This window comes from Streptomyces sp. NPDC050528 (assembly GCF_044457795.1).
In the GTDB taxonomy this organism is placed as follows: Bacteria; Actinomycetota; Actinomycetes; order Streptomycetales; family Streptomycetaceae; genus Streptomyces.
In genome coordinates, this window is the sequence record NZ_JBITHH010000016.1 from 48,391 (window position 1) to 61,957 (window position 13,567).

A 13,567-nucleotide genomic window follows, 5' to 3' on the forward strand; every position below is an offset into this window, starting at 1 on the left:
TGAGGTCCGTGCGCCCTGCCCCTGCCCGTCGGCCCAGTGTCGGCAGACATTGACACTCCGTCAAGGGGCGCCTACGGTTCCCGGCCCAAGGGCCCTGTCGTCACACTCCCGCCTGCCCCGCGGCGCCTGGCACGCACTCCCCCACGGCCTTAAAGGCGTGGGGGGACCCCCAGCGGCGTTGTCGTCGGTCGCCGACGCTCCGCGTCGACTCCCTCCTCCGCCTTGCAGCTGCACGCACCAGACGCCGCGGGGCCCGCCCTACGGGCGGACGACGGGAGTGTGACGACAGGGCCCAGAGCGGCCCGAACTCCGTCACCAACTTTCACTGGAGTGTCCGGATGCGCCGTACGACCTCTCCATTTTCCTTGATCCTGCTGGGACTTGGCACGTTTCTGCTGGTCCTGGCGCCGCTGCTGGCGTGGTACGTCGAGCCGCGGGCCGCCGTGACCCCGATCGACATCGACACGACCGCCGTGTACCGGGGCACCGGAAGCTACTTCGACACCGGCGAGCTGCGGACCGTGGACGATCAGCGGATCACCGTCACGCAGCAGGTGCGCGGCGATGTCGCGGACAGCGAGAAGAGCGGGGACGCGGTCTGGGACGTGACGACAACCGTCGACACCGACAAGTCCCTGCCGGCCGCCGATCCGCACGACGCGCTGGAGTTCTTCCCCAACCGCTGGGTCACGGACCGTAAGACCAACAAGCCCGTGCACTGCTGCCACGAGAACCCGTACTTCGAGGGCGACGCCTTCCTGAAGTTCCCGTTCGACGTGCGCAAACAGCCCTACCAGTGGTGGGACAACTCCCTTGGCGCGACGGTGACTTTGCGTTACGCGGGGACCAAGAAGGTGCAGGGCTACTCGGGTTACGTCTTCAAGGGCACGGTCCCGCCCACGAAGATCGGCACCCGCCTGGTCCCCGGCAGCCTCGTCGACCAGCCCAAGTCCCCCCAGATCCTGGCCGAGGAGTGGTACTCCAACCACGGCATCGAGCTGATCGTCGACCAGCGCACGGGCCGGGTGATCTACGCCCGGACCGGCCCCCGCCGCACCCTCCGCGCCCCCGGTCACGCCTACGACGCGGTCCTTCTCCTGGACGCCGACAAGCTCGCGTTCACCACCGCCACGCAGAAGGAACAGGTGAAACTGGCGAAGCAGGAGAGCGGTCAACTGCGCCTGGTGGGGCAGTCGTTGCCGATCGGTGCGGCTGTGGCCGGATTCGTCCTCGCCGTGGCGGGAGGCGTTTTGGTGCTACGCGGCCGTCGGCGCCCTGAATCTTCCCTTTCGCCCGGGTATCCGCCCACGATGTGACGTGACGTCAGTTCTAATAACCCCGGAAATTGTCATGCGGGTGAGTAGCCGTCAGGAACGCCGGGGCGAAAACTGTCCAACCCACCCCGGCACAGCCCGCCCACAGAACTCCGCACCGCGCCCCGCCCCTTCCCACACCGACACCGACACCGACACCGACACCGACACCGGGGAAGTTCCGCCCGAGTTCCACACCCTGATCCGCCAACGTTCCGCACCCTGAGACGAGTTGGAGCACCCATGCCCCAGCACGTGCCCTACACGCTGCGCGCCCCGTTTCCCCCGGTCACGCAGCAGCCCCCGGCGCCGGTGCCGCAACCGCGCCGGATCGTCTTCCTCGCCCACCGGGATCTCGACAACCCGCAGGCCGGCGGCTCCGAACTCCTCGTGGACAGACTCGCCGACGGCCTGACCCAACTGGGCCACCAGGTCACCCTGTTGTGCGGCGGCCCCGCGTCCTACCGCGACTACCGCGTCATCTCGGCGGGCGGTGCCTACGGCCACTTCCTGCGCGCCCGCACCGCGTTCACCCAACAGGTCGGCGCCTGCGATCTGTTGGTCGAGGTGTGCAACGGGATGCCGTACTTCGCGCCCGTGTGGCATCACGGGCCGACGCTGCGGCTGGTCAACCACGTCCACACCGATCTGTGGAAGATGCGGTTCGGCGGGCCGATGGCGCCGGCGGCGCGGATCGGGCGAAGACTCGAACACTGGGCGTTGACCGGTGCGCAGCATCACGGCCTGTTGGTCGCGGTCTCTCCCTCGACTGCGCATGCGCTGCGCGGCATCGGGGTCGAGCGGGATCGGATTCGGGTTGTCCACAACGGAGTTGAGGAGCCCGGGCCTCGTGGTGAGCGTTCTCCGGAGCCGCTGTTCGTGGCGGTGGGGCGGTTGGTCGAGTACAAGCGGATCGATCTGTTGCTGCGGTTGTGGGAGCGGGTACGTCCCGTGACCGGCGGGCGGCTGGTGATCGTCGGGGACGGGCCTGAACGTGAGCGGCTTGAGCGGCTTGCCGGGCCCGGTGTGGAGTTCACCGGGCATGTTTCTGAGGCTCGGAAGCACGAACTCCTGTGTGCGGCTTGGTTGTTGCTGCATCCCTCTGCGTTGGAGGGGTGGGGGCTGGTGGTGACCGAGGCTGCGGTTCGGGAGACTCCGGCGATCGCCTTTGACGTGCCTGGGTTGCGGGACTCGGTTGTTGACGGGGAGACCGGTGTGCTGGCTCGGGGGGAGTCGTCGTTCGCTGCGGCCTGGTGCACGTTGGCTCTGTCCGGGCTTCGGCGTGAGGTCATGGGTGTGGCGGCGCGGGATCGTGCGGGGCGCTATCGCTGGGATCGGACGGTCAGGCAGTTTCGTTTGGTGGCCGGTGAGGCGGTGAAGGGCTGGGGGTCGTGAGTTGGCTGCGGGTGCGTGGGGGCTGGTCGCGCAGTTCCCCGCGCCCCTATCGGGGCGCTGCACCACAGCGGAGTTTCAAGGACCCCTCCTTCCGCCGTTCGCTCGCCCTCTTTCGTGCCTTTCTGCATGAGCAGGACGACCCCGAAGCCTGCTACTCCCTCCTCGCCCGTGATGCTGCTGATCAAGTCGAGGCCTACTACGGGCCCGTTGCCGGTCGTACCGTCGTGGACGTCGGTGGCGGGAGCGGGTACTTCACCGAGGAGTTTCGGCGGCGCGGTGCTCACGCCTACCTCTTCGAGCCGGACGCAAGGGAGTTGGGGGCGAAACCGCCCGACGGGACCGTCATCGCGGACGGGTATTTGTTGCCGCTGTCCTCCGGGGTCGCGGATGTGACGTTCTCCTCCAATGTCCTTGAGCATGTGGCCGATCCGGAGACGTTTCTCAGTGAGCTGGCCCGGGTGACGCGGCCCGGTGGGCTGATCTATGTGTCGTTCACCAACTGGCTGTCCCCGTGGGGCGGTCACGAGTGGGCGCCGTGGCACTACCTCGGTGCCGAACGGGCCCGTGCCCGTTACCGGCGCCGTACCGGAAAGCCGGCCAAGCACACTCTCGGCGAGAACCTGTTCGCCGTGCACATCGGAGCCACCCTGCGGCAGGTGCGCGCCCGCGACGACGTGATGGTCGTCGCGGCTCGCTCCCGCTACTGGCCCTTCCTGGACCGAGCCGTCGTCAAGGCGCCCGGGATAAGGGAGTTGGCCACCTGGAACCTCCTCCTCATCCTCCGGCGGTGTCCACCATGACGGCGACCACGGTCCAGGCCCCGCCCCCGGCGGCCGATCCCACCACCACGACCATCGCGGGTCCCCCGGAGGGGCCGAGGTCGTGGCGCTGGCTGCTGGGGTTCTGGGCCGTGGTGTTCGTGCTGTTCCTCGCCGTGCACCCGGGGCGGCAGACCTTCGACACCAAGCTCGGCGTCACCGTCGATCCCGGCCAATTCCTGTCCGACCTGGGGCAGTTGTGGCACGACCGGGGTTCGTTCGGCGGTATCCAGGACCAGTACGCGGGCTACCTCTGGCCGATGCTCCCGTTCTACTGGCTCGCGCATGCCGTGCACCTGCCGGTGTGGCTCGCGGAACGGCTGTGGCTGTCGCTCGTCGTCTCGGTCGCCTTCTGGGGTGCGCTGCGGCTGGCCGAGCGGTTGCGCATCGGCAGCCCCGCGTCCCGGCTCCTCGCCGCCGTGACCTACGCGTTGTGGCCGGTGTTCACGATCGTCGTGGGGTCGACCTCGGCCGCCGCCCTCCCCGGGGCCTTTCTCCCCTGGGTGCTGCTGCCGCTCACCAACGAGCGGTACACGGCCCGGATCGCGGCCCTGCGGTCGGCGTTGATCGTGCCGTTCATGGGTGGGGTCAACGCGGCCGCGACCCTCGCCTCCCTCCTCCCCGTCGGCCTGTATCTGCTCTCCCGCCCGCCCGGGCCACGGCAGCGCAAACTGATCGCGTGGTGGGTGCCGGGGGTGATCCTGGCGACGGCGTGGTGGTGGATCCCACTGCTCATGCTCGGTGTCTACGGCGAGAACTTCCTTCCCTACGTGGAGACTTCGCAGACCACGACGGACACCATGTCGGCGACGGAGGGCCTGCGCGGAGCCGGTGACTGGGTCGCCTATCTGCACCTCGGGGAGGCCTGGATACCGGCCGGCTGGACGATCGCGTCCTCGGTGATCGTGATCGTCTGTTCGGCGCTCGCGGCAGGACTGGGGCTGGCCGGGCTGGCCCGCCGGGACATGCCGGAGCGGCGGTGGCTGGTGCTGACGGCCGTGACGGTCGCGCTGATCCTGTTCGCCGGGTACGGCGGCGCGTTCGGGGCGCCCTTCCACGGGCTGGTGCAGGACTGGCTGAACGGTCCGCTCGTCCCGTTCCGCAACATCTACAAGTTCCAGGCGGGGCTCGCCCTCGTACTCGTCCTGGGCCTGGCCCACTTGGTGGGCGTGGCCGCCGAGACACGCGGAGCCCGCCCGGTGCCGGGCCGCCGACTCGCCCCGCTGATCGCCGTGATCCTCGTACTCCCCGGCCTGGCGTGGCCGTATCTCAACGGGTCGATCCTGAACCCGGGTTCGTTCCAGCAGCTGCCCAAGTACTGGCAGTCCACGGCGGATTGGCTGCACAAGTACTCCCCCGACTCCCGCGCCCTGGTCGTCCCGGCGACCGCGCACGGCATCTACACCTGGGGCTCCCCCATCGACGAGCCCCTGGACGTCCTCGCCAACTCCCGTTGGGCGGAACGCGATTACGTCCCGATGGGCACCCCCGGCAACCGCCGCGCGATGGACGCGGTGGAGCAGGCACTGGCCAGCGGCAGCGAAGTCCCGGGCCTGGCCGACTACTTGAGCCGAGCGGGCATCTACTACGTCGTCGTACGCAACGACCTGGACCCCGACCAGATCGGCTACGTCCCGACGACCACCGTCAAACGCACCCTGGAGCAATCCGGGTACCAGCGGGTGACCGGCCTGGGCCCGATCATGACGGGCGGCCGGATCGCCAACGACACCCCGCTCCAGGTCGAGGGCCTCTACCCGCGCCAGCGAGCGGTGGAGATCTACGAGCCGACGAGCAAGGACGTGACCCGCCCCGGCCAGGCAGCCCTCACGCCGGTGGCCGACACGGCGGTGGTCTCCGGCGGCCCGGAGTCCCTCCTCCCCCTCGCCACCGAACTCCGAGGCAGAGCAACGGTGTTGACGGGCGACAACCATCCGGGCCTGGGCTCACCCACGCTCCAGGTGGTCGGCGACGGACTGCGCCGCGCCGACACCCGGTTCGGCTTGGTGGACGCCAACACGTCGTACACGTATACCCCCGACGAGCGGAACGCACCGGACGCGGTCCAGGACGCCAGCAAGAAACCGAAACAGATCCTGCCGACGAAGGGCATCGCCCACCAGACGGTCGCAGAGCTGCGCGGCGCCCGTTCGGTGACGGCGTCTTCGAGCGGCAACTGGCTGTTCTCGCTCCCCCAGTTCGACCCGGTGAACGCCTTCGACGGCAACCCGGACACCGCGTGGGCGGAGGGCGCGGCGGGTTCACCGAACGGCCAGTGGCTGCGCATCGGCTTCACGGGCGGGTCGTACGACATGCCGGGTTCGTTCAAGGTGACTCCGCTCCCGCAGGAGAGCGTGCGGGCGGCGGCGACAGAGGTGAGGGTGGAGACGGCGAAGGGCTCGGCGACCAGCTACCTCCAGCCGAACGGCATGACGCAGACCATCAAGGCACCTGCAGGGTCTACGAGTTGGATGAAGCTGACGATCGTCGACTCGGTGGCCCGCCACACGGGCTTGACCGGTGCGGGCTTCTCGGAGATCGCCCTCCCCCACGTCCAGGTGACCCGACTCCTCAAGCTCCCCACCGACGCGAACTCGACCGACGCCTCCGCCGAGATCATCTCCCTGCACCGCACGGCCGACCCGACGGGCCTCTCCCCGACGGGCACGGAGGCGGGCCTGCACCGCACGTTCTCGACGCCGACGGCCGGAACGTACGAGATGAAGGCGAGCGCGGTGGCGACGCCGGGCGAGGAGTTGGACAAGCTCCTCTACGAGGTGGCCCCCGCCCAGCAGCACCGCATCACGGCAACGGCGGACTCCACAGCGGCACTTGGCACCGGCCTGTCCGCCCGCAACCTCACGGACGGCGACCTGACGACGGGCTGGATAGCGGGTGACCGCCCGACGATCCACCTCACCTGGACCGGCAAACAGGCGGTGGGCGAAGTGGTGTTGGCCCCGGCGGGCGGCCTGTCGACGCGCCCGACCGAGGTGGACATCACGTCACCGGACGGTTCGACGATCGCGGGCGTGGACGAGAACGGAGTAGCCCGCTTCGACCCGATAACCACGGACAGCCTGACCATCACGATCACGAAAACGGCCCCCCTGACCCTCCACAACCCGATAGCGGACGACAACCTCCAACTACCGGTGGGCCTGACAGAGGCCTACATCCCGGCCCTGGACCAGTACCGCACCCCACAGCCGGACCCCTCCCGCCCCTTCACCCTGCCCTGCGGAAAGGGCCCGGTGGTGGCGGTGGACGGCGAGCTGTACCCGACCAGCGTGAAGGGATCGGTAGGCGACCTGACGGAACGCCGGGAGGTGGAGGTGACGCCCTGTCAGCAGGGCAAGGCGGACGGGGCGTTGGAACTGACGTCGGGAACACACCGGGTGGAGGCGGGAGACGCGGGCCCCCTGACCCTCACGGACCTGACGCTGACCAGGGGCACCATCACCGAACCCACTGCCACCGCCCGCAAGTTGACGATCCAGGACTGGCTGGGCGACCGCCGAGAGGTAACGGCAGGAGCAGGCTCGGCTTCGTACCTCACCACGTACGAGAACTACAACACGGGTTGGCAAGCCACCCTGAACGGCAAGAAGTTGACCCCACTCCGCCTGGACGGCTGGCAACAGGGCTGGCGCATCCCGGCAGGAGCAGGCGGCACGATCAAACTCTCCTACACCCCGGCAACAACATACGAGGCCGGCCTCATCGGCAGCGGAGCCGCAGTAGTGATCCTCCTGGCGCTGGTGATCTGGCGCCGCCACGAACCAAGTTCGGACGAGGTACCACCACCCCCGCCCTTGCCCGGCCTGTGGCTGGGCACGGTGGCGCTGACGCTGGTCGGCGTGGTGATAGCGGGCTGGTTCGCACTCCTGGTCCCGGCCCTGGCACTACTGGCCTACCGCCGCCACGCGCTCCTGGTCCCCATCGCGTTCATCGCTCTCGCCGGGGCCGGAATCGCGGCGGCAACAGGAGCCGGGGAACCAGTGGGCGCAGGCGAGGGAGCGTTCGGCCACACAGCCCAACTCCTCGCGCTGATCGGCTTGTTCGCGGGCTTGGTGAGCGTACGGGAGGAGAGCGAGTACAGGCCTGCACCGGACGCCCCGGGACCGCTGCCTCAACGGGAGCGCGGGGCGAGCGGACTGGGCGAGAAAGCAGGCGGCGAGGGAAGCACGGCGTACGAGACGGAGGGCGCCGGGAAGAGGCCAGAGGCGCTGAAGTCCGGCCCCACGATCTCCGCACGGGGCCCAGGCCCCCAGGAGCCAGACACCCCGACCACCCCCATCCCCTTCCACCGGCCCACTCCTCAACCAGCGCCAGCCAAAGGCGCCCCGCTAGGGGCGCGGGGAACGGCGCGACCAGCCCCCACCGGCCCGGAGGCCGGCAACACCGAGACGCCCCACGGCGAGGACCCGCTAGGGGCGCGGGGAACTGCGCGACCAGCCCCCACAGACCCGCAGCCAAGGGACGAACCGGAATGACCACACTCAACGAACCCCGCTCCCCCACCCGCATCCCCTTCCCCACAGTCGACGAAATCGCCCGCCACTGCCACCAGTCCACCGAACCGGAAACCGTCCACATAGAGGTCCACCTCCCAGGCCCCATCAACCCGGAACGGCTCCGCACCGCATTCACCGAGGCCCTGCACCACCACCCCCGCATCCTCATGCGCGAGGCCCCGGGCCCCTGGTACCGCCGCCGCTACGAATGGGAGTTGACCACCACCCCAGACATAGAGCCGGTCACCTTCCCACCCCCCACCCGAGACGCCCTGAAACAGGCCCGCACCCGCTCCCTGGACCACACCCCACCCCTGACCGCCTCCCCACCCATCCGCCTCGAAGCAGTAACCCACCCCCACGGAACCGCCCTGATCCTCACGGTCAACCACACCGCACTGGACGGCCCCGCCTGCCTCCGCATCCTCGCCACCGCAGCGGAGCTCTACGGAGGCAAGGACAACACCCCGACCGCCCCACCAACCCGCCCCCCAGACACCCCGGACCTCCCCGAGAACACCCCGTCCACATGGACCCCACCCGCCCGAGTAGCCCCCGGCACCCCCACCCTCGCCCCCACCCCCGGCGGGAACGGCCTCCTCCTCACCGAACTCCCCGTCCCCCACCGCCCCAGGAACTCCCCCTACACGGTGAACGACCAACTCATGGTCACCACGGCCCTGATGATCGCCCACTGGAACCGCGAACACGGCGAACACCCCCGCCCGATGCGCATCACGATGCCCGTGGACGACCGCCCCCGAGGCACGGACATGCCGATAGGCAACGGCACGAGACTCGTCGAAGTCACCTTCGCCCCGGACGAGTTGACCACCGCCCCCGACCACCACATGGCCGAACTGCTCCACCGCACGGCAACGAGAACCCGCGCCCTCAAAGCCCTCCCCCGCCCTCAACTGGGCCACGGAGCAACCCTGTTGACGACCCCGGTCGTCCCCGTCGCCTGGCGGGCCACCCTCACCCGAAGCCTGCGCAAGGCGGCGGCCCCCTGGACCTCGACCACCCTCCTCAGCAACATCGGCCGCATCCCGTACACCCTGGACTTCGGCGACCCGGCGGGCCGCGCGCACGCGGTGTGGTTCTCCGCCCCCGCCCGCATGCCCCGAGGCCTCACCGTGACGACGGCGTCCACCGCGGGGAAACTCCACGTGGCCCTCCGCTGGTCCCGCACCCTCCTCGGCCCCGCCGACGGAGCCCACCTCCGCGACCTGTTCGAGCACTACCTGCACACGACGGAGCAGACGGAGGAGCACCCGGTATGACGACCACGACCCCGCGCCCCACCGGCCTGCGCGACTTCTACGAGAACCCCACCACCCCCGTCGCCTCCGGCAACCCCCGCACCCTCCGCCAGGCCCACATCCTCGCCACCGCCCTCGGCCCGGCCACCCCCGAACACCCCCGCACCGTCCTGGACATCGGCTGCGGCGACGGCACCGCGGCCGCCACCGCCGCCCCCCTCCTCACCGGCCACCGAGTCATCGGCGTCGACTGGTCCCACGACGCCCTCACCCGCGCCCGCACCCACCTCCCGTACACGATCCGCGGCGAACTCACCGCACTCCCCCTCCACACGGCCACCGCCGACGCCGTCCTGTTCAGCGAGGTGATCGAGCACCTCGTCGACCCGGACACCGCCCTCGCCGAGATCCACCGCGTCCTGCGCCCGGGAGGCCATCTCATGCTGTCCACACCGAACTTGGCGGCCTGGTACAACCGCGCTCTACTGCTCGCCGGCGTCCAGCCCGTGTTCTCGGAGGTGAGCCTGCGCGCGATCCACGGCCGCCCGGGCAAGGAGGTCGTAGGACATCTGCGGCTCTACACCCCGCGTGCGTTACGGGAGTTCGTGTCGGCGGCCGGCTTCGAGGTCGTAGGGCTGAAGGGTGCGCCCTTCCACGGTGTACCGCGATCGCTCCGCCCCCTGGACCGACTGGCCTGTGCCAGACCGCAGTTGGCGTCGATCCTGCTGCTGCACGCGCGGAAGACGTAGGGGGCGCGGCCGTGTGGTGGGGAGTGGCGGCGGCCCTGTTGGCGAACGTGCTGTACAGCACCGGCTTCGTCCTGGAGAAACGGGCGCTCGCGGCCCTCCCGGAGGTGACGGTCCGTCAACCAGCAAGGCTGTTGCGGCTGGTGCTGGGCAGCCCGTTGTGGATCGGCGGGTCGATCGCGCTGGCGTCCGGGTTCGGCGCGCAGCTCGCCGTGTACCGGACGCTGCCGATCGCCGCCGCGCAGGGCATCTTCGTGTCCGGCCTCGTGCTGCTCGTGCTGCTGTCCGCGCGGATGCTCGGCGAGGAGACCAGCGGCCGCGAACGGTACGCGCTCGGGGCGATCCTCGTCGCCCTGCTGATGGTCGTGCTGTCCCTCAAGGAAGGCTCGGACCACGTCAGCCGCAACGCGCCCTATCCGCTGATCCTGCTCGTCTGCGTACCCTCGCTCGCCGCCGGCGTCTGGCTGTACCGGTCCACCGAGCGCAGCGCGGGCCACCGCCACCGGCTGCCCACCACGGGCGTCGAATACGGCGTGGCGGTGGGCCTGTTGTACGGGGTCAGCTCGCTCGCCATCAAGGGCGTGTCGAGCTACCTGACGACAAGTGACCTTGGAGGAGCGGTAGTCGGTCTGCTCCGGTCGCCGTACCCGTACCTCCTCCTCTTCACCGGCGCGTTCGGCCTGGTCATGTCCCAGGCGGCGCTGCAGCGTTGCCGGGCCTCGCTGATCGTGCCGGTCTGCACGACGGTGACGAGTCTGTTCACGGCGATACTCGGCACGCTCGCGTTCGGCGAGGCCCTGCCGCACGACCCGGTGCGGCTGGGCCTGCGGATCGGGGGCACGGCCCTGGCGGTCACCGTCCTGCTGACCATGCCGAAGCACGACGACGCGCCTCAACCACCGGTCGAGGCCAAGGAGTTGACACCCCCATGAACCCGGACGACCCCCTGCTGAAGATCCTGGCCTGCCCACTCGACAAGGGCCCGCTGCACCTGCTCCCCACGGACGCCCTCTACAACCCGCGCCTGCGCCGCCGTTACCCCATCGTCGACGGCATCCCGCAGCTGCTCCCCTCGTCCGGAGAGCAAGTGACCGACGACGCCGAGCACTTGGAACTCCTCAAACGGATGGCCCCATGACCCCCACGAACCCCGGGAAGCCCACTCCCCGCACCCTCACCGCCCGTCTCGCACCCCTCCTCCCCACCCGTCTGGTCGCCGCCACCGCCCGCGCCGTCTACCCCCGCTTCGAACCCGAACTGGCCCGCCTGACCGACCTGTTGCCGCCCGACTGCGGCACGGCGGTCGACGTCGGCGGCTGGTACGGCCCCTGGACGCACCGGCTCTGGAGACACGCCCGCGAGGTGGTGACCGTAGAGCCGGTCCCGCACCTGGCACGGCTCCTCACCGCCGCCGCCCCCGCGCACGCCCGGGTGATCCCGGCCGCCGCTTCCGACCGCCCCGGCACCGCCCGCCTGTGGCTGCCGCCGGACGACGAGGGCGACCGGGGTGTGTCCTCGCTGGTGCGCCGGGACATCCACGCCCGTGCCGTGCACGTCCAGTGCGTCACGCTCGACGGTCTGAACCTCCGTGACGTCGGCTTCATCAAGATCGACGTGGACGGCAGCGAACTGGCCGTCCTGCACGGCGCGACCGGCCTCCTGACCCGCGACCGCCCCGCGCTCTTCGTCGAACTGGAGTCCCGTATCCAGCCGATCGCGCCGGTGGTGCGGTATCTGTCGCTGCTCGGCTACGAGGGCTGGGTCCTCCCGGACCGGGACAGGGACTGGGTCCGGCTCGCGTCCTTCCCCTTGGAGAAGCATCAGGCCCGCAACTCCTACGTCGTCTCCCAGGGGTTGCTGCGCCGGGTGCTGCCCTTCGCGCGCGGGCCCCGTTACATCAACTCGGTGCTCTTCCTCGCCGACGGCCGCACCCCCGGCTCCAGGCCCGACGGCAGGCCCGATGTCAGTGCCGTGCGCGACGATGGATCACATGCCCGAAGCGAACCGTCCAGCCCGCCCCTTCAGCCCCCTCGACTTCCAACTCGTCCTGCTGCGCCGTATGGCGGACCACAACCCGGACCTGGTCGAGAACGCCCGTCATGAGCTGGGCGTCTCGATCGCCGACATGCGCGAGGCCAACAAGCGCTGGCAGGCGATGCTGCACTCCCCGCGCGGGCGGGCCGCCGCCTCCCGCTACCGGTCGATCCTCGGCACCCCCGAGTCGACCGTGAAGCGCAAGATCGGCGACCTGGACTGCGAGGCCTGGCAGTGGCCGGTCCCGCTCTGGCCCGACCTCCGCTTCGAGGTGCTCACCGCCCCGAACGGCGCCGTGTGGAACGAATGGCTGGTCCGCGCCCCGGGTGTCGAAGGACCCGCCCTCCACACCCTCGACGACCTGACCCCCTGGTCCTGCACGGTCGACGAGGCGGCCCGCGCGTTCGCCCCCGCCCGCCCCCTGGAGGGCACGGCCCCCACCCGCTGGGGCCTGGCCTTCACGGCCCCGGACGCGCAGGGCGTACGCCACAGGTGCGCGGCCGAGTTCACCTGGGGCCTGCTCCAAAGAACGGCGATCAGCGACTAGCGGCGGCGAGCACCGCGTCCACCACCGCGGCCAACGACGACTCCGGATGCAGATCGAGAAAGAGGTTCGGCTCGACGAGTTCCAGCTCCATCACACACGGCTGTCCGTCCGGCCCGTCGACGAGGTCCACGCGCGCGTACAGCAGCTCCGGCGCATCCGGTACGGCGGCCAACGCCCGCCCGGCGACGGAGAGTTCGGCCTCGGTCGCGGTCCACGGTTCCAGGTCGGGGTGGGACACCTTGTCGTCGTCGTACGCCGTCCCGCGCGCCAGCACGGCCCCCTTCCGCGAGGCGTGCACGAACCGCCCCCCGAAGTACAGCAGCGCCCGCTCCCCACTCACATCCACATTCGTCAGATACGGCTGCACCATCGCGGTGAGCCCCTCCGCATGCATGCGCTCCAGCTGTCGTACGGCCGTCTCGTGCTCGTCGGGCGTGTAGCGGGCGGCGAAGCGCGCGCCCGCGCCGGAGGTCGGCTTGACGACGTACTCGTGGTCGTCGGGGAGGTCGGCCGGGTCGCCGGGGGCGAGATACCGGGTCGGTACGACGGGCACACCGGCCGCCGCGAGGTCCCCGAGATACCGCTTGTCGGTGTTCCACCGCACGACCTGCACCGGGTTCGCCAGCCGGGTCGCCTTCGCGGTCCGCTCGGCCCACGCCACGAACTCGGTGGGCCGCCAGCTGTAGTCCCAGGTGGAGCGGATGAGCACGAGGTCGAACGCGCCCCAGTCGGTCCCGGCGTCGTCCCACGGCGCGGCAACCGCCTCGGCCCCGGCCGCCCGCAACGCCTCCACCAGCACCGGGAGGTCACGGTCCTTGCTGGGCCGGGGTCCGGGGTCGTAGGTGGCGAGGGCGATTCGGGGCACGGGGCCTCCATCGTCGTACGGACTGCGGACAGAACCGCAGGTTAACCGGCCGCCCCGCAACCGGGGCAAC

General features: G+C 70.3%; 11 protein-coding genes. 10 read left to right on the forward strand and 1 reads right to left on the reverse strand.

Translation table 11 applies throughout. From position 1 onward, the window contains the following. Window positions 1–338: 338 nt before the first annotated feature. The 10 genes from ACIBK4_RS41865 to ACIBK4_RS41910 all read left to right on the forward strand — a co-directional run bounded on the left by ACIBK4_RS41865 (window position 339) and on the right by ACIBK4_RS41910 (window position 12,632). Window positions 339–1,316, forward strand: coding sequence for a DUF3068 domain-containing protein (locus ACIBK4_RS41865; RefSeq protein WP_399003915.1), 978 nt, complete (start codon window positions 339–341; stop codon window positions 1,314–1,316). A gap of 240 nt (window positions 1,317–1,556) precedes the next feature. Then, the gene (locus tag ACIBK4_RS41870) at window positions 1,557–2,708 is read left to right on the forward strand and encodes a glycosyltransferase family 4 protein (protein WP_399003917.1); all 1,152 of its coding nucleotides are present in this window, start codon (window positions 1,557–1,559) and stop codon (window positions 2,706–2,708) included. Continuing rightward, window positions 2,705–3,508 carry a class I SAM-dependent methyltransferase gene (locus tag ACIBK4_RS41875; protein WP_399003919.1) on the forward strand — a complete coding sequence of 268 codons (804 nt, stop codon included), beginning with the start codon at window positions 2,705–2,707 and terminating at the stop codon, window positions 3,506–3,508. Before ACIBK4_RS41870 ends, ACIBK4_RS41875 begins: the two co-directional genes overlap by 4 nt. Then, window positions 3,505–8,022 (forward strand): alpha-(1->3)-arabinofuranosyltransferase family protein, encoded by a 4,518-nt coding sequence (locus ACIBK4_RS41880; RefSeq protein WP_399004235.1) that lies wholly within the window; start codon window positions 3,505–3,507, stop codon window positions 8,020–8,022. The genes ACIBK4_RS41875 and ACIBK4_RS41880 overlap by 4 nt, the downstream gene beginning before the upstream one ends. Then, complete coding sequence (locus ACIBK4_RS41885; RefSeq protein ID WP_399003921.1) at window positions 8,019–9,326, forward strand: condensation protein; 1,308 nt, start codon at window positions 8,019–8,021, stop codon at window positions 9,324–9,326. Before ACIBK4_RS41880 ends, ACIBK4_RS41885 begins: the two co-directional genes overlap by 4 nt. Beyond that, window positions 9,323–10,054 (forward strand): class I SAM-dependent methyltransferase, encoded by a 732-nt coding sequence (locus ACIBK4_RS41890; RefSeq protein WP_399003923.1) that lies wholly within the window; start codon window positions 9,323–9,325, stop codon window positions 10,052–10,054. Before ACIBK4_RS41885 ends, ACIBK4_RS41890 begins: the two co-directional genes overlap by 4 nt. Window positions 10,055–10,077: 23 nt before the next feature. Next, a complete protein-coding gene (locus tag ACIBK4_RS41895) occupies window positions 10,078–10,983 on the forward strand; it encodes a hypothetical protein (protein ID WP_399004237.1) in 906 nt (301 codons plus the stop codon). Further along, window positions 10,980–11,189, forward strand: coding sequence for a Trm112 family protein (locus ACIBK4_RS41900; RefSeq protein WP_019060261.1), 210 nt, complete (start codon window positions 10,980–10,982; stop codon window positions 11,187–11,189). Before ACIBK4_RS41895 ends, ACIBK4_RS41900 begins: the two co-directional genes overlap by 4 nt. Continuing rightward, on the forward strand, window positions 11,186–12,154 hold the full coding sequence (locus tag ACIBK4_RS41905; protein WP_399003925.1) for an FkbM family methyltransferase: 969 nt from the start codon (window positions 11,186–11,188) through the stop codon (window positions 12,152–12,154). The genes ACIBK4_RS41900 and ACIBK4_RS41905 overlap by 4 nt, the downstream gene beginning before the upstream one ends. Continuing rightward, entirely contained in the window at window positions 12,111–12,632 is a 522-nt protein-coding gene (locus tag ACIBK4_RS41910; protein ID WP_399003927.1) for a hypothetical protein, read from the forward strand. Before ACIBK4_RS41905 ends, ACIBK4_RS41910 begins: the two co-directional genes overlap by 44 nt. Here ACIBK4_RS41910 and ACIBK4_RS41915 read toward each other — a convergent pair. After that, window positions 12,622–13,497, reverse strand: coding sequence for a RimK family alpha-L-glutamate ligase (locus tag ACIBK4_RS41915; RefSeq protein WP_399003929.1), 876 nt, complete (start codon window positions 13,495–13,497; stop codon window positions 12,622–12,624). The genes ACIBK4_RS41910 and ACIBK4_RS41915 overlap by 11 nt on opposite strands. Window positions 13,498–13,567: the final 70 nt, after the last annotated feature.